The organism is Rhizobium sp. SG741 (assembly GCF_012275435.1).
Classification (GTDB): domain Bacteria; phylum Pseudomonadota; class Alphaproteobacteria; order Rhizobiales; family Rhizobiaceae; genus Rhizobium; species Rhizobium lusitanum.
The window spans coordinates 29,668-46,046 of the sequence record NZ_JAAZQP010000006.1; the positions used below are offsets into that span (position 1 = coordinate 29,668).

A 16,379-nucleotide genomic window follows, 5' to 3' on the forward strand; every position below is an offset into this window, starting at 1 on the left:
AGTCTTGCAAAGACGGCATGCCTCATGTGCAGGCGTATGCATTTTATTTGGGCTAAGAACTGACTATCTGGCAGGCATAGTCAAAGGAGATGACGATGAGAGTGTTTGATAAAATTAAGCGGTTCGCTGAAAATCGCCGAGCCATCCGCGAGCTCGGAACGTTGGACGATCATGTTCTCAATGATCTCGGCTTATCGCGTTCGCATATCCGTTCGGCCGTCTTGGGCAACTCCCGTTCCTAAGTTTGCACGGCGCTGTTACGTTGTTTCGAAATGATGTGTTGGGAAAGCTGATGGTCCCCTCAAAACCAAAACTGCTGCATCGGCAGAAGCAGAGAGTCTAGCTGCCCATAAAGTGCAGGAAGCATCAACTTCCGCCCGCCGTCACCTCAGAACAGACCTTACTGTCCAAGGTTGCTTCAGCGCTCTCCAACGCCGGTCGCGAAGGTGACATGATCCGGAAACCGTTCCTGCCTGCCGATTTTACCTCGTATAAGACACGGTCCGCTTTCGCAAATATGTCTTTGGGCGATTGACCAGGTAGGATTATGGCAGCTCCAACGGACGCAGCGATCCGAATGTTCTGCGTTGGAGTTGAGATCGTCCAATTCATGCCTTTTACGACCCGGGCCGCGATCTTTGCGAGATCTTCGACCGATGAACATGGGTGGATGACAGCAAATTCATCCCCGCCTATGCGAGCGATCATGTCAGCCTGAGGTGCCGCCCGCGAGAGCCTGCGGCTTGCAACTTTGAGGCACTCGTCCCCGGCCTGATGCCCGAAAGTATCATTTACAGACTTAAAACCGTCGAGATCCGCCAAGAGCAAGGCTCGCGCCCCTTGGCCCTCGGCTCCGCATATCTCACTAAGGAAGGTTTCAAACCTGGTCCGGGAACTCAATCCGGTGAGCGCATCGCGTTCCGCCAAGTGACGAAGCTGCTCGACCACAGCCTTCTCGGCAGTGATGTCCTGTTTCACCCCGAATATTCTTGCGGCAGTGCCGTTCGCAAACTCGACACAAGCGGTTATTCTTATCCATCGGTTGTTACCTTTTGCGGTAACTATCTGAGCGTCCAGGGTAAAGCCTTCACCTGTGCGAATTGCCCTATCGCGGGCCTCGTTAAGCAGCTTGCGGGTTTCTGGCGTGTAGAGTTTGACGATTTCGTCCCGCGCCAATGGCGCTTGCGGAACAAGATCAAAGAATTCATAGACCGTATCCGTCCAACTTAGCGTTTGATCCGGCAAGCTGCATTCCCATACACCTATCCGAGCCGCCTTGAACGAGCGATCAAACAGCTCCCGCAAACGTATGAACTCCTCGGAGCCGATCGCGTGAGGCTGCGGTATTTCATATACATTGCAAGACATTTGGCTCCCTCGCCAGCTGAACGAAGATTGTTGCCAGTTTCATCAATATGCCCCAGACCACCATCCCAAACAGAGGATTACACATATTGCTTGCGTTCGGGTTTCTAAAATACGGACCGCACGAATTTCGTTCAATCAAGAATCGCATTCAAGCCCCCGTTCCGAAACTAATCTACAACCCGGCAGATCGCGACGCCCGCGCTCAAAGCGCGGCCAGGCTTTCGCCTGACACAATCAACCAAGACATTCGTTTGGAAATTTCGGAGCACTGGACATCGGTATTCGAACCGAAGAACAAACTCCTGCGCGGATTCATGACAATCCAGTTTCGCTTGACGCACAGACGAAGCAACTGGGCCGGTACTCAATGTGTGAAAATCGAACGCCTTGAGAGGACTCTAACCGGCGATACTTCCTCGCCAGTGCATGCTTGCGACGAAAACCGGTGTCGTTTGCAGCAGAATTCTAGCGGGTGATCTGATCTGGAATGCAGAATAGCGCAGGTATTCCGCCCGAAATTATCAGCCGGCAGTTCTGGTCCAGAGGTCGCGTGCCTCCTGCATGAGCATCAGGGATTCCGCCCACCGATCGGTCGTGTCCTCCCCGTCCCTCCCCGTGATCGCATAGGGTTTTGGCCCCAGCTCGCAAGTAAAGGCGAGAGTGTCGTTGCTGCCGGCGCGCTTTCGCCAGCTTCTGAAGCCGTATTCCCACCAGCCGAGGAAGAGATCGACCCAGGGCCGATGATGCGCAAAGGAGATTTCGATCTGGACCTGCTCGCGCGAAGCGACCCGGCCGTGAAAGGCCCATGAATTGTCGAGTATCTGATGGATGAGCGCATGATTTTCATCCGATACCGGCCAGGCGAATTCCCGGCCGACGAGGAAATGCGAGATATCGCCCAGCAGCCGCAAATCCGGCAGGCGATCGAGCAGATCGAGCGTGAAGAACAGATCGGTGGTCATCCGGTCGCGATGCGTCTCGATGAGGACGTCGATGCCGGCCTCCTCCCCAAGACGTTGCCAGCCCTCGAGCAGGGGGACGCAATCCTCCAGGCGGCGCAATCGCACATCGGGTTGCAGACAGATGTGATGCACATTGTATTCGGCGGCGATCTCGAGCGCTGGCTTAAGATCGTCGATGGTCTTGGGAAAGCATTGTCCTTCCGCCTGCAAACCGTGCTGCTTGAGCAGCCCTGCGACCCGGCGAACATAACTGCGGTCGTACCAATGGGTGCTGATGCCGTCGAAGCCGGCGACGGCGATCCTCTCCAGGTTCTCTTCGAGAGTCTGCTCCGGATAAACAGCGCTGCGTCGCTCCATGGCCCAGAGCGACTGAAAGATGAGCATGTTCTGCATGATGCCTCCCGTACCAGTGGACTGCACAGATCATGAATTCGCTGTCTTTGCGAGACCGTTTGGTGATGGGTTTTGATCATCGATGCGTTTCATTGCAAAGCGGATGCATTTACGCGCCGGCAGTCACCGGCATGATGGTTTTTCATCAAAATACTCTCGGAAGCCAACCGGCTCCATTAGCCCGCCCGGAGCTGCAGGCCATGATCAATTCTCATCAAATCTCTGCTGTCGTTCCGCACCTGTGTCGGAGACATTGAATGCATGATTTCGGGCAATTGGGAGGCAACACCATGGACGACACACTTTACGGCACGCGCGACAAGCGAGGAGACTGGAAACCCAACAAGCTCCTCAAATATCCGCCGGTTTTCGTTTGGCCGGCTCAGCCCATGGCCTTCCTGAAATGGTTCTTCGGCTATCCTGGCTATCTGATGCCCTGGAATACCGTCTATGCGATCGTCGGCACGCTGCTATGGCTCTATGCCACGCCCTCGATGGAAACGATGAAGACCTTCGCGCCGGGTTGGATTGCCTATCTTCTCCTTCGCAACGCCGCCCTCGTCTTCCTGTTCTTCGGCGCCTTTCATCTGCGCCTGTACATGCAAAAGAAGCAGGGAACGACCTTCAAATATAACGCCAAGTGGCCGTCGACGGGCAATTCCGCATTTCTCTTCGGCAATCAGACCGTCGACAACGTGATCTGGACATTCGCAAGTGCCGTGCCGATCTGGACAGCCTTCGAAGTCCTGACCCTCTGGGCTTTCGCCAACGGCATCATTCCCTATGTCGATTTTGCCGAACATCCGGTCTATTGCGCGGCGATCATGCTGCTGATCCCGGCATTCCGCGATCTGCATTTCTACCTCGTTCACCGCCTGATCCACTGGCCGCCACTCTATCATGCCGTTCACAAGCTGCATCATAACAACGTCAATCCCGGGCCATGGTCGGGTCTGGCGATGCATCCCATCGAGCATCTCCTCTATTTCTCCGGCGTGCTCATCCATTGGATCGTGCCCTCCAGTCCGATCCATGTCCTCTTCCATCTGACGCATACAGCTCTTGCGCCAGCGCCGGGCCATGCGGGGTTCGACAAGATCGTGATCGCGGACGACACCGCCATCGACACGCATGCTTACGACCACTACCTGCATCACAAGTTCTTCGAGTGCAATTACGCCGACGGCGTCATCCCGCTCGACAAATGGTTCGGCACCTTCCACGACGGCTCGAAGGAGGCAGAGGACCGCATGAACAAGCGTTTCATGGAACGGGCGAAGAAATATGCCGACAAGCAGGCGCGTCGTTCAGGGTCGGCGAACTAGGCCAAGCCCGGCCGGAATAGTCAGGCCGGGCAACGACCTCAAGGACTTGCCAAGAGCGTGGTGTGCTCCATATGCGACATTAGGTTCTCCCCCCGCCGCCGATCTTCAGGTCGTCGATGGCGGGAAATGCCGGAGCCTGCTGGCCCTCCTTTCGCAGGCTCCGGCATGACCAATCATGTCAGCCAAGATAAGGCTCTGGATCAGCCGCTTGGCCGCCGGCACTACGTTCTCAGCCGCCTGTGGTTTGACGTTTCCCCTTTCGTTGAAAACGCGCGACGGCCACAAGGCCGACCAAGCGAGGTTTCTTCATTCTGCTTCTCCTTGATGAAAAATGATCATGATCGGCGTGGAATGTGAAGGGTCATATCGCGCATGATCGAAATTGCTCGGGGGAGGAGAAAGCTGAGCGCGATCAAGGTTCAAGGCCGGAATGTTCCTCCAGCGAGACGATATCTTTTGTGCATGGCGGCAAGCCGCCGACGGACAGCAACGAGGAGGCAGAAAATGACGACATGGATCGATGCGTGTGCAGCCGAGGAGATCGATCAGGAGGACGTCGTCCGCTTCGATCACGCCGGGCGAACCTTTGCGATCTATCGAAGCCCGGATGACGAATATTTCGCGACCGATGGGCTTTGCACCCATGAAAAGATCCACCTGGCCGAGGGGCTTGTCATGGACGACACCATCGAATGTCCAAAGCACAACGGCCGTTTCAGCTATAAGACCGGCGAGGCTCGCGGCGCGCCGGTCTGCGTCGGCCTGAAAACCTATCCAGTGAAGCTGGAGGGCGATCGCGTCATGATCGGGATCGGAGCATGAGCAACGATGCGGGCATCATCATCGTCGGCGCGGGCGAATGCGGCGCGCGTGCCGCTCTGAGCTTGCGAGAAAACGGCTACCCGCATGCCATTACCCTCATTGGCGACGAGGCTCACCTCCCCTATGAGCGGCCGCCGCTTTCCAAGCAGATGCTGCTCGCCGAGGCAACGCCGCAGGCGCCGACCGTTCTCAACGATATCATGTTGGGCGAACGGGCGATCCGGCATATCGGCAGCGCGTCGGCAAGCGCTATCGACGCCACCGGCAAGCAGGTGATCCTGTCGGACGGCCGTGCGTTGGCCTATGACAGATTGTTGTTGACGACGGGCGCCGCGCCCAGGCGATTGCCGAATGTGCGAGCCAATGCGCGCATACTCTATCTCAGGACGATCAACGACGCGCTTGCGCTTCGCCCCTGGATCAGCGCCGACATGCATGTGGCGGTGCTCGGAGGAGGCTTCATTGGTCTGGAGGTCGCCGCATCGGCGCGCAACCGTGGCGCAAGGGTCACGGTGATCGAATCCCAGGAGCGCATTCTCAAGCGCGGCGTACCCGAACAGATCGCGGAGACGATCAGTTCGCTGCATCGTCGCAACGGGGTCGTGGTGAAATGCGGCCTAACGGTCAGCGAGATCGACGCAGACGACCGGCGCGTGAGCGTCCGTCTGGCCGATGGCACCGAGGTGACCGCGGATGTGCTCGTGGTCGGCATCGGCGCGCAGCCGCGCACTGAGCTCGCCGCACAGGCGGGCATAGCCGTCGACAACGGGATCTCGGTCAACGAGCGCCTCGAGACTTCGGTGGCGGATATCTATGCTGCGGGCGACTGCTGCTCGTTTCCGCACCCGCTGTATGGGGGACGCCGGCTTCGGCTGGAGGCATGGCGCAATGCGCAGGATCAGGGCATTCTTGCCGCGGCGAACTTGGCGGGCGCTGCGCGTGGCTATGATGCCGTTCCCTATTTCTGGTCCGATCAGTTCGATCATACCCTTCAGATCGCTGGACTTGTCGATGAAGGACGCACCGTAGTCCGAAGAGACCTGGGCGATGGCGCCTTCATCCTGTTCCATCTCGATGACGGACAGAGACTGGTCGCCGCAAGCGGCGTGGGTTACGGCAATAGGGTCGCCAGGGACATGAAGTTGAGCGAGATGCTGATCGCAAGGCAGGTCGTGCCGCCACTCGATGCGCTGGCGGCCGACGCTAACCTGAAATCTTTGTTGCCAAGAGCGGCGTAAAAGGCCGCTGCTGTTTGCCAACTCTAGCAAAAGACGTGAGCAGCGCCCGGGTCGAATTCCAGATTGACATGATCACCACGGCTGAGGCCCGAGATGGCCTCATGCCCGAAAGGCAAGCGAACGGACAAGGTCTCGTTGGCTGAAATCTGTGTCGTCACGTGCACGTTGTTGCCAAGAAAGGTTATGTCGTTGACGGTGGCGCTGAGGCCCTTGCCCGCCCCGTTGCTGCGCCCGAGCCGGATGCGCTCGGGCCTCAGCATCAGCGCGGCCTTGCCGCCCGTGGCCGCCCGGCCATGGACCGGGATGCGCTCGAAGATCGCCTTGTCGCCGAGTGAAATGGTCGCCTGTCCATTGTCCGATGACAACAGATGACAGGAGATGAAATCGCTGTCACCGATGAATTCGGCGACGAAGCGGGTGCGCGGATTGGCGTAGAGTTCCGGCCCGGTGCCGATCTGGTCGATCACGCCCTTGGAGAACACGGCGATGCGATCGGAGAGCCGCAGCGCCTCTTCCTGATCGTGGGTCACGTAGAGGATCGTCACTTCGGTCTGCTGGTGGATCCGTCTTATCTCGTGCTGGATTTCCTCGCGAAGCTTCTTGTCGAGCGCCGACAGCGGTTCGTCCATCAGAAGCACCGGCGGATCATAGGCGAGCGCCCTGGCAAGCGCGACACGCTGCTGCTGGCCGCCGGACATCTGTGCCGGCTTGCGATCCTCGAAGCCCTCGAGCCTGACGAGACGCAGCATTTCCTTCACCCGGCTGTCGACTTCGGCCTTCGACTTGCGGCGAACCTTCAGCGGAAAAGCGATATTTTCGCCCACGGTCAGGTGCGGAAACAGCGTATAGCGCTGGAAGACCATGCCGATATTGCGCTTGTGCGAAGGCGTCGACAGCAGCGTCCGGCCGTTCAGCAGGATGTCGCCCTTGGTGGGGTTCTCGAAGCCGGCCAATATGTAGAGCGTCGTGCTTTTGCCCGAGCCGGAAGGTCCGAGAAAGGTCAGAAATTCGCCGCGCCGGACGTCGAGATTGACATCATGCACGGCGACGACCGGGCCGTACTCCTTGCGGATGCCTTTGATTTTCAGGAAGGATTCGCTCATGATTTCAAAACCTTGCGTACGATCGCGGCCAGCGCCATCAAAGTGACCGTCAACAGAATGAGAAGCGTGGAGGCGGCAGCCACGACCGGGGTGAGGTCCTGCCGCAGCGTCGTCCAGACCTTGACCGGCAATGTCTGCAACGTCGGGCTCGCCATGAAGATTGCCACGACCACCTCATCCCAGGATGTCAGGAACGAGAAGACTGCCGCGGAGAAGAGCCCGTGGCTTATGGCAGGCAGCGTTACCCTGATCTTTGCCTCGAGCGGCGAAGCACCGCAGAGCACCGCCGCATCCTCGATGGACTTGTCGAAGCCTTCGAGCGCGCTTGAGATGGACAGGATGGAAAAAGGCAAGGCCAGGACGAGGTGGGAAAGGACGAAGCCGATCAGGGTTCCCCCGAGCCCGATCCGTAGGAAGAAGGCATAGAGCGCAACGGCGAAGACGACGACCGGAAGGATCATCGGCGTCAGGAACAGCGCCTTCAGCGCATCGCGAAACAGGAACTTGCCGCGCACGAGGCCGAACGACGTCACGAGCCCGAGCACGACCGAAAGCACCGTGACGATCGCCGCGATCCTGAAGCTCGTCCAGGCGGACTCCAGCCATTGCGGATCGGAAAACAGTTCGCCGTACCAGCGCAGGGTCCAGCCCGGCGGCGGAAAGATCAACCATTGCGACGAGCCGAATGACAGTGCCGCGATGAACAGGATCGGCAGCAGCAGGAAGGCAGCTGTCAGAACAGTGATGGTGAGAAGCACATACTTCCACCAGCCGAGCTGGCCGAAATTCAGGAGCATCTCAGCGCCCTCCCGTATTCTGTACGCCGAACAGCCGCAGTTGGACGGCGTAGAGCGACAGCGTGACGACAAGCAGGACAAAGGCCGCCGCTCCGCCCATGCCCCAATTGACGAGGGATTGCACGAACTGGGCGATAAGTTCCGCCAGCATCATGTTCGCCGTGCCGCCGAGCAGCGACGGGGTGACGTAGTAGCCGAGCGACATGACGAAAACCATCAGCGCACCCGCCATCATGCCGGGAGCAGCTAAGGGGAGCAGAACACGGGTGAGGCATTGCCAGCGGTTCGCACCGCAGAGAGCAGCTGCCTGCAGCACCGCCGGGTCGATCTTCTTGATGACGCCATAGAGCGGCAGGACGATGAAGGGCAGCATGATATAGGTCATGCCGATCGTGACGCCGGTCAGGTTGTTGACGAGCGCCAGGGGCTTGTCGATAAGCCCCATACCAACAAGCATCTTATTGATCAGCCCCGTCCGCTGCAGCAGCACCATCCAGGCATAGGTACGGGCAAGCAGATTGGTCCACATCGACAGCAGCAGGATCGCAAATACCAGCGAGGCCAGTCTCGCAGGCATGATCGCCAGCGTCCAGGCGACGGGAAAGCCGATCAGCAACGATATGATGGTGACCAGACCGGAGACGATGAAAGTATTGGCGAAGATCTTCAGATAGGTTGCGGATCCGAGCAACTCGGCATAATTGCCGAGCCCGAGCGTCGGCTCCATCACGCTGCGCAGAAGAAGCGCTACGACTGGAAAGGCGAAAAAGATCGCGATGAAGATCAGTGCCGGCGCCACCTGTCCAAAGCCGGTAGGCCTCGCCGCCTTGCGCGTCGGTGCGGTCCCGTCCGCAACGTCCATATATGTCGACATGGCAATCCTTTCCCACCGTGGGCACCGCCAGGCAGCCATAGCTGCCATGCAGGCCCGCACCTCGTATTGCCGCACCGCGGACATCGGTCCGCGGTGCTGTTGACAGCTCCCTGGAGCTTACTGTGCCTGCCAGGCGTACCACTTCTTGCCGATGGCATCCCGGTTTTCGGCCCAGTAATTCATATCGGCATTGACCTGGCTGGCGGTCTGCTGGTCCGGCAAGGTCTTGGCCGTTTCCGGATCCATCAGCTTCGCCGAACCGACATTGATCGGGGCATATCCCGTCGCCTTCGCCATATCGGCCTGCGCTTGTGCGGACGTCGCAAGCGCGATGAACTTCATCGCCGCTTCCAGGTTCGGAGCGCCCTTGGGAATGACGAGGGAATCGGCTGCCGTGATGTTCTGGCTCCACGACGTCTCGGTCTTGACACCGCTATTGGCGAGCGCGGTCATACGGCCGTTCCACAGGCTGCCGAACGGCGCTTCCGCCGATGCGACCAGCTGCTGCGACTGCGCGCCGCTCGACCACCAGACGATATCAGACTTGATCGTATCGAGCTTCTTGAAGGCGCGATCGAGATCGAGCGGATAGAGCTTGTCCGCGGGAACGCCGTCGGCCAGCAAGGCGGCTTCGATCACGCCGGGCGCCGACCACTTGTAGAAAGTGCGTTTGCCCGGAAACTTCTTCGTGTCGAAGAGATCGGCCCAGGTCTTCGGGCAGGCACTGACGGCATCCGCATTGCAGCCGATCACGAAGGAATAGTAGAAGCTGCCGACCGAATAGTCGCTGACGAAGCGCGGATCGAGCTTGGATTTGTCGATGACGGAGAAGTCCAGTTTCTCCAGCAGACCATTCTTGCCGGCCTGTGCGGCGTAATCGCCCTCGACGTCGACCACGTCCCAGGTCACGCGAGCCGCCTCGACCATGGCTTTCAGCTTGCCGTAATCTGTCGGGCCGTCCTGCATGACGCCGGTGCCGGTCTTTTCGGTGAATTGGTTCGCCCAGGCGACCTTCTGCGCATCCTGCGTCGTCCCTCCCCAGCTCGTGAAGACCATGGTATCGGCCTTGGCGGGCAAGCATGCGGCCATCATTGCGGCAAAGGCCGCGAGTGCAATTTTTGCTTTCATGTTCCCTTGTCCTTGTTTTTGCAGTCTTTCAGGTCATGCCTTATGCGGCCGCCCGCTCATCCCGCGGGAGAAAAGCTGGCCGGCTTCATAATCTTGTTCTCCGCCACCTCGATCAGATCGCGAATCCTGGGCAGGAAGGCTTGCCACTCAGGGTCGGCAGCCAGTCGCTGGCGTCGCGCCTCGCGGTCGTCGAGGCTCGCATAGGCCCAGATGTGGACGATCTCGTTGATCGTGCCGATCTCCGAATAGAAATAGCCGACCAGATTGCCGAGATGGGCTTTCTGGATGGCAATCCCCTCCTCCCCGACGACCTTGAGATATTCTGGGATCGTGCCGTTCTTCAGCCTGTAGGTGCGGATCTCGTAGAACATCGGCGTCACCTCATGACGAAAGGATCGGGGATCGGATCATCTGACGTGCGCAGCCAGATCGTCTTGGTGCGCGTGTAGTCGAGCGCCGCCGCCAGCCCGCCTTCCCTGCCCTGCCCGGAAAGACCGAAGCCGCCGAAAGGCGCGATCGGCGATACCGCGCGATAGGTGTTGACCCAGACAACACCGGCGCGAATGCCTTTCATCAGGCGATGGGCGCGGGTGAGATTCTGGGTGAAGACGCCGGAGGCCAGTCCATAGCGGGTGTCGTTGGCAAGCTTCAGCGCCTCGGCCTCGGTGTCGAAGGAGACGACCGAGAGAACCGGGCCGAAGAATTCCTCGGCGAGCGACGGCGAAGCGACGGCGTCGCAATCGAGGATCGTCGGCGGGAAATAATAGCCCTCGCCGTCTGGCCTCTGCCCGCCGGTGACGAGACGCGCGCCGCTCTGGACGGATTTTTCGACAAGGGCTGCCACATGATCCTGCTGCCGCTTCGTGGCGAGCGGGCCGACTTCGGTCGCCATTTCGAGCGGCGAGCCGATGCGGATCGCTTCCGCCTTGCGCTTGAGAATGGACAGGAAAGCATCCTTGACGCTGCGCTCGACGATCAGGCGGGAACCGGCAACGCAGCTTTGTCCTGTTGCTGCGAAAATACCGGCAACCTGGGCATTGGCGGCGCTTTCAAGATCGGCATCGGCGAAGACGATGAAGGGCGATTTTCCGCCGAGCTCCAGGGATGTCGAGGCAAGGTTCTCGGCAGAGTTGCGCACGACATGGCGCGCCGTCTCCGGGCCGCCGGTAAAGGCAACGTGCGCGACTTTCAGATGCCTCCCGAGAGCCGCGCCGCAGGACGGGCCGAAACCGGTGATGATGTTGACGACGCCGGCCGGAAAGCCTGCTTCATGAACGAGACGGGCGAATTCCAGAAGCGGCGCCGGCCCATCCTCCGATGCCTTGACGACCATGGTGCAGCCGGCCGCCAATGCCGGGCCGATCTTGACGGCGGAAAGAAAGAGCTGGCTGTTCCACGGCACCATCATAGCGACGACGCCGATCGGCTCGCGGCGGAGCCAGACATCCATGTCGGGCTTGTCGATCGGCAGGTAGGATCCCTCGATCTTGTCGGCGAGCCCGGCATAGTAGCGATAGTAATCGGCGACATAAGCGATCTGCGCCGAAGTCTCGCGAATGATCTTGCCGGTATCGCGGGTTTCCAGTTCGGCGAGCTTTTGGGCATTGGCCGCGACGAGATCGGCGAGCTTATAGAGCAGCTTACCGCGCTGGGTTGCCGTGGTCTTGGCCCAGGGTCCGTCATAAAGCGCCGTTTCGGCGGCATTGACGGCGCGATCGACATCGCTTTCGCGCGCCTCCGGCATCTCGGCCCAGATCAGGCCGGTGGCCGGATCGACGCTTGGATAGCGGGCCTCCCCGTCCAGAAATTCGCCATCGATATAATACTGGAAGCGCTGCATGGGGTTCACTCCGCAAATGCCGGCATGACCTCGGCGATGAAACGTTCGAGCGAGGCTTTCTTGCGCTCGAACGGCATGCCGGTGTCGATCCAGAAGGAATATTCGTCATAGCCCATCGCCTGGTAGGCCTTCAGCCGCGCAATCACCGTCGCGGCGTCGCCGACGACATTGTTGCTGCGCATGACCGCATCCGACAGCATGGCATTCGCGCGAATATCCTCATCGGGAATGCGCTCGATCAGGCCCTGATGGACCGGCTTCTCGTTCTTGAACCAGGCGAAGAAGTAATTGTAGTAAACGCTGAGCTCGTGGGCGGCCTCAGCGATATCGGCTTCCGAGGAGCCGACATAGGTGTGGCGTAGCAGCATGATCTTCGGCCTGTCGATATCAGGGTTCTTAGCGCAGGCGTCGTTGAAACGGCCCATCAGCGCCTCGACTTCGTCATCTCCTTGCCAGAGCGGCGTCACCTGAACATTGCAGCCGTTGGCGACGGCAAATTCATGCGAGTTCGGATCGCGTGCGGCGACCCAGATCGGAGGATTGGGCTCCTGTAGCGGCTTCGGCGCCGAGGTGGTCGCGGGGAATTTGAAGAATTCTCCGTCATGGGCATAGTCGCCCTTCCAGATGCCTTTGATCGCAGGGATCAGCTCGCGCATGCGCTGGCCGGCGCCCCAGGCGTCGAGCCCCGGCAAAAGACGCTCATATTCGAAGGAATAGGCGCCGCGGGCGATGCCGATATCGAGCCTGCCGTCGCAGATGATGTCGACCATGGCCGCTTCGCCGGCAAGCTTGATCGGATGCCAGAAAGGCGCGATCACCGTTCCCGTGCCTAGTCTCGCCCGCGACGTGCGGCGGGCCAGATCGGCGATCGTCACGAAAGGATTGGGAGCGATGGTGAAATCCATCCCGTGATGCTCGCCCGTCCAGATGGCGTGCATGCCACCCTTGTCGGCAATTTCGCAGAGCGCGACGAACTCGTCGTAGAGGCTCTTATGGCTCTGGCTCGCATCGAGGCGCTCCATGTGAACGAAGAGAGAGAATTTCATGCTCGTGCCACCTTCGTCGAGACCGGGCGGACCGTACCGGAGGTCTCGTCTCCAAAATAAACGCCGAAATTGCCGATCTGGCTTTCCAGTGCGAAACGAGCGACGATATCGGCTGTCGCACTCGTCTTGAAGCGGGTTTTGGTCAAAGCGTCCGGCTTGAAGAACCTGCCCTCGCGCGGCTCGCCTTGCGACGTGAAGGCGCGGTAGACGATATGATGCTTGCCATCGCTCTTGCCTTCATAGACCGAATAGAGAAAGCCGATCGTCACTGAAAGCCCGGTCAGCTCTTGCAGGTAGTCGCATAGAATTTCGGTCGGGCTCCCTTCCCTTCCCTCGCAGCTCGGCAGTGCGAAGATGTCTTCTCCGAGCAGCAGGATCTCGCCATCGCGCTCCAGAACGGCACCGAGCTCGATATTGCCCTCGGTTGCGGCCGAAACTGCCTTGCTCGCGAGGATCGGCGTGAAATAACCGCCGCGGGCATAGCCCAAACCGTTGCGGCCGCTGTTGTGGAAGGAGGCGATGCGTCCCATGAGGATGACATGGTCGCCGGCATCGATGACCTGCTCCATACCGCATTCGAACCAGGCGGCAACATCGGCAAGGATCGGACAGCCGTCGGCGGCGGCATTCCATTCGACAGTTGCGAACCTGTCTTCAACCGGACGCGCGAAGGTGTTGGAGATATCTTTCTGCGCTTCCGACAGAACATTGATAGCGAAATGCTTCGCGCTCGTCATGGTCGCGAAGTTGCGTGAGGTCTTCGCCAGGCAGACCAGAAGCAACGGCGGATCGAGCGAGACTGAGGTGAAGGAGTTGGCCGTGAAGCCGATCGGCAGACCGGCGTGATCTTGCGCGGTCACGACCGTGACGCCGGTCGGAAATGCGCCAAAGGCGTCGCGCAGCGCCCTTGCATCGATATTTTGCGCCGTCATCTTGCGTCCTCCCCGCATGAAAGCCACTCAGCAAGCAATTCGTTGACGATCTCAGGTGCCGTCAGGTTCACCATATGACGATGCCCTTCGACGATCCGGACCCAGCCTCTCGGGGTGGCAGCCGCCATCTGCTCGGCCATCTGCGGCGTCGAGTTGGGATCGTCCGAACCAGTCAGGAATAGTGCCGGCACCCGCACCTGCGGCCACCGATCGGCGTAGGTTTCGTCGCCGCCGGCAAATGCCGCATAGGCTGTCGCATATCCCTGCGGATCGACGAGGCCCAACCAGTTGCGGGTCAACTCCCGGGCGGTCGCACTTTGCGCATCGTCACCGAACCAGCGCAGAAGCGGCCCTTCCTTGTCGACGCCGGTCACCGGGATTGCCGCTGCGCGTGCCAGGACCGCCGCCTTTGCTTCCGCATCACGGCGATAGACGCCGTTGAGATAGGCGACGCGCCTGATCCTCTCACCGAAGGTTGCCGCGGCACCACCGGCGACAAGCGCACCCATCGAATGCCCGGCAACATTGGCAGCGTCGAGCGCCATCTCATCAAGGAAGCCGCCGAACCAGTCGACGAAGGCTTCCAGGCGGCTGCCGGCAGGCAGCGATCTGCTTTCGCCATGGCCAGGCATGTCGACGGCGATGACGCGATGGCTCCCGGAAAAGGCAGCGATCTGCGGCAGCCAGGCTTCGAGGCGCATGCCGACGCCGTGAATGAGAACAAGGGGCTCGCCTATGCCCACCTCGTGGTAGGCCGTCCCGCCTGCCGTGATCTTACGCGGCAATCCTTCTGCCTCGGGGACATTGGCTTTGCTCTGCGCTATGGTGTCCATCGTCGACATCTCCGCGCCCAATCCGTCAGACGCCGGCAGGATTTGAGACGTCCTGCCCCAGGTCCTTGAGGTCCTGATAGCGGTCGCCGATACGATGATGCGGCCGGCCGCCGACGGAAGCGCCGAGTGCGACGACAATCTCGTCGGCAGCGGGAGCATCGGCGATCGACGTCTGGATCGTCAGATAATGCGAACGGCGCCCCTCGTCATTCTTGTCCATCAGCGGGATCATGATCGGCGCGTTGGCCGGGCCACGCGTATTGCAGAAGGCGAGATAGGACTTGGCGCCGACGGCATGGCGATAATGATTGCCGAAACGCAGCGTATGGATCAGTGCAGACGCATGTTCGATCTCGCCGTCTAGGCCGACCACTGCCGATTTTCCATAGGCTTCGACGGCCTCGCCCGATCCGACCGCCTCGATGATCATGCTGGTGAGCAACTCACCGAGAACCGGCGCTGCGGCATGGATCTCGGGCTTCAGATCCTCGACAAAGCCGCGACCGGCCCAAGGGTTCTTCACGATCGCACAGGCCGAAAAGAGCTTCAGAGGCGTGGGCGCTGCTTTGCCCCCTTCAACCAAGGTGGTTTCGATCTGCAGGACGGTTTTACGGATTTGAAAGGTCATGGCTGCGCTCGTTTTTCTAGGTTATGTATGATGGTATGCCATAATACAAAACTGTCAAGCGGCTTCGCGCAAACGAGCGGAAAACTTAAGTGAACAGAAAGAAAATGTAATTATAACAGATGCTTATTCATCAAAGCGAAAGTGATTGATCATGGCATGCTAACCATCATCTTCATGCCAATATTCTGGGTGAGCCTGCAGGCTGCGACTGCATTCCCAGTTTTTTTGATGTTCCAATTTTGTATTATTGATTATGGCATACCGTCACATCGAACGCCGCGGAGAGTCAAGCCCGCATCGTGAGGGTGCCTTTAATTTGGTGAGGTCGCCGAGATGGCATTAGGTGCGATGCCGCCGTACATCGGCAAGGAGCGGCGTACCGGATCAATCGATCGGTTGGCGTCCTGAGAGAACCGCCTGTGCGATTGCGCTGGCGCTGGCGACATGCTCCATGGCTGCCTGGAAGGCGCCCTCGCCGTCTCCGCGCCGGATGGCATCGACGATCCGCGCCATCTGCACTGGCCCCTGAACATCGCGATTTTGCGTCTTGATCGTCATCGAGCGCAGATGATTGATGCGCACGGTCAGAAGATTGACGACGCCCCACGCGATGTGGCGGTCGACCATGCTGAAAAGCGTCTGATAGAAGGATGAGGTATGGGCGAGTACACCAGCCATATCCTTGTCCCGGTAGCTGTTTCTGATGTCCTCAAGGGATTTGTCCAGAGCATCGGCAATGGCGGGATTGCGCTGCTCGGCGCAAAGACGCGCGGCCATGCCTTCCAATGCGCCGCGGATCTCATAGATCTGCTTCGCCTCGTCATGGTTGAGCTGGGCGACGATCGGCCCCTTGTTCGGCAGATTGGCGACGAGGCCTTCGGATTCGAGGTGGCGCAGAACCTCGCGTACGATCGTGCGGCTTACACCAAGCTGGGCGCAGAGATCACGCTCCACCAGACGATCCCCCGGGCGGAAATAGCCATTGAGGATCGCCTCCCGCACTTTGTCGAGCGCCAGTTCGCGCAACGTCTTGGCCGGACGCTCCACGCGAATTGCCGTGCCGTGCGCATCATCATTCATTCCAACACCT

The 16,379-nt window shown here is 59.6% G+C and carries 17 protein-coding genes; 4 read left to right on the forward strand and 13 right to left on the reverse strand.

What is annotated here, in order from left to right; all coding sequences use genetic code 11:
• Positions 1–95: 95 nt before the first annotated feature.
• Positions 96–242, forward strand: a complete 147-nt coding sequence (locus FHT29_RS16605) for a DUF1127 domain-containing protein (RefSeq protein WP_080760647.1) — start codon at positions 96–98, stop codon at positions 240–242.
• 124 nt (positions 243–366) lie between these two features.
• Here FHT29_RS16605 and FHT29_RS16610 read toward each other — a convergent pair whose 3' ends face one another.
• Together FHT29_RS16610 and FHT29_RS16615 are read right to left on the reverse strand one after the other, a co-directional pair.
• A complete protein-coding gene (locus FHT29_RS16610; RefSeq protein WP_234903948.1) occupies positions 367–1,305 on the reverse strand; it encodes a diguanylate cyclase in 939 nt (312 codons plus the stop codon).
• Between the two features lie 584 nt (positions 1,306–1,889).
• A complete protein-coding gene (locus tag FHT29_RS16615) occupies positions 1,890–2,723 on the reverse strand; it encodes a TIM barrel protein (RefSeq protein WP_047561634.1) in 834 nt (277 codons plus the stop codon).
• A 290-nt stretch (positions 2,724–3,013) separates the two neighbouring features.
• On the opposite strand from FHT29_RS16615, the gene FHT29_RS16620 reads away from it, so the two are divergent.
• The 3 genes from FHT29_RS16620 to FHT29_RS16630 all read left to right on the forward strand — a co-directional run bounded on the left by FHT29_RS16620 (position 3,014) and on the right by FHT29_RS16630 (position 6,108).
• Entirely contained in the window at positions 3,014–4,048 is a 1,035-nt protein-coding gene (locus tag FHT29_RS16620) for a sterol desaturase family protein (RefSeq protein WP_037200267.1), read from the forward strand.
• A gap of 504 nt (positions 4,049–4,552) precedes the next feature.
• Positions 4,553–4,870 (forward strand): MocE family 2Fe-2S type ferredoxin, encoded by a 318-nt coding sequence (locus FHT29_RS16625; protein WP_037200259.1) that lies wholly within the window; start codon positions 4,553–4,555, stop codon positions 4,868–4,870.
• Positions 4,867–6,108, forward strand: a complete 1,242-nt coding sequence (locus tag FHT29_RS16630) for an FAD-dependent oxidoreductase (RefSeq protein WP_168599875.1) — start codon at positions 4,867–4,869, stop codon at positions 6,106–6,108. Before FHT29_RS16625 ends, FHT29_RS16630 begins: the two co-directional genes overlap by 4 nt.
• A 23-nt stretch (positions 6,109–6,131) precedes the next feature.
• Here the strand turns inward: FHT29_RS16630 and FHT29_RS16635 are convergent, their stop codons facing one another.
• From FHT29_RS16635 to FHT29_RS16685, 11 genes are all read right to left on the reverse strand, one after another.
• Complete coding sequence (locus FHT29_RS16635; RefSeq protein WP_168599876.1) at positions 6,132–7,211, reverse strand: ABC transporter ATP-binding protein; 1,080 nt, start codon at positions 7,209–7,211, stop codon at positions 6,132–6,134.
• Entirely contained in the window at positions 7,208–8,008 is an 801-nt protein-coding gene (locus FHT29_RS16640) for an ABC transporter permease (RefSeq protein WP_037200255.1), read from the reverse strand. The genes FHT29_RS16635 and FHT29_RS16640 overlap by 4 nt, the downstream gene beginning before the upstream one ends.
• Before the next feature lies 1 nt (position 8,009).
• Positions 8,010–8,882: an ABC transporter permease gene (locus FHT29_RS16645; protein WP_168599877.1), complete on the reverse strand. Its 873-nt coding sequence runs from the start codon at positions 8,880–8,882 to the stop codon at positions 8,010–8,012.
• 117 nt (positions 8,883–8,999) lie between these two features.
• Entirely contained in the window at positions 9,000–10,010 is a 1,011-nt protein-coding gene (locus FHT29_RS16650) for an ABC transporter substrate-binding protein (RefSeq protein ID WP_037200253.1), read from the reverse strand.
• Between the two features lie 56 nt (positions 10,011–10,066).
• Positions 10,067–10,381: an NIPSNAP family protein gene (locus FHT29_RS16655; RefSeq protein WP_168599878.1), complete on the reverse strand. Its 315-nt coding sequence runs from the start codon at positions 10,379–10,381 to the stop codon at positions 10,067–10,069.
• A 5-nt stretch (positions 10,382–10,386) separates the two neighbouring features.
• Positions 10,387–11,850: an aldehyde dehydrogenase gene (locus tag FHT29_RS16660; RefSeq protein WP_168599879.1), complete on the reverse strand. Its 1,464-nt coding sequence runs from the start codon at positions 11,848–11,850 to the stop codon at positions 10,387–10,389.
• Positions 11,851–11,855: 5 nt separating this feature from the next.
• A complete protein-coding gene (locus FHT29_RS16665) occupies positions 11,856–12,896 on the reverse strand; it encodes an LLM class flavin-dependent oxidoreductase (RefSeq protein WP_047561616.1) in 1,041 nt (346 codons plus the stop codon).
• Positions 12,893–13,828: a flavin reductase family protein gene (locus FHT29_RS16670; protein ID WP_047561615.1), complete on the reverse strand. Its 936-nt coding sequence runs from the start codon at positions 13,826–13,828 to the stop codon at positions 12,893–12,895. The genes FHT29_RS16665 and FHT29_RS16670 overlap by 4 nt, the downstream gene beginning before the upstream one ends.
• On the reverse strand, positions 13,825–14,670 hold the full coding sequence (locus tag FHT29_RS16675; protein WP_037200247.1) for an alpha/beta hydrolase: 846 nt from the start codon (positions 14,668–14,670) through the stop codon (positions 13,825–13,827). Before FHT29_RS16675 ends, FHT29_RS16670 begins: the two co-directional genes overlap by 4 nt.
• A gap of 16 nt (positions 14,671–14,686) precedes the next feature.
• A complete protein-coding gene (locus tag FHT29_RS16680) occupies positions 14,687–15,289 on the reverse strand; it encodes an amino acid synthesis family protein (protein WP_047561610.1) in 603 nt (200 codons plus the stop codon).
• Positions 15,290–15,673: 384 nt separating this feature from the next.
• Positions 15,674–16,369: a GntR family transcriptional regulator gene (locus FHT29_RS16685; RefSeq protein ID WP_037200244.1), complete on the reverse strand. Its 696-nt coding sequence runs from the start codon at positions 16,367–16,369 to the stop codon at positions 15,674–15,676.
• Positions 16,370–16,379 lie beyond the last annotated feature (10 nt).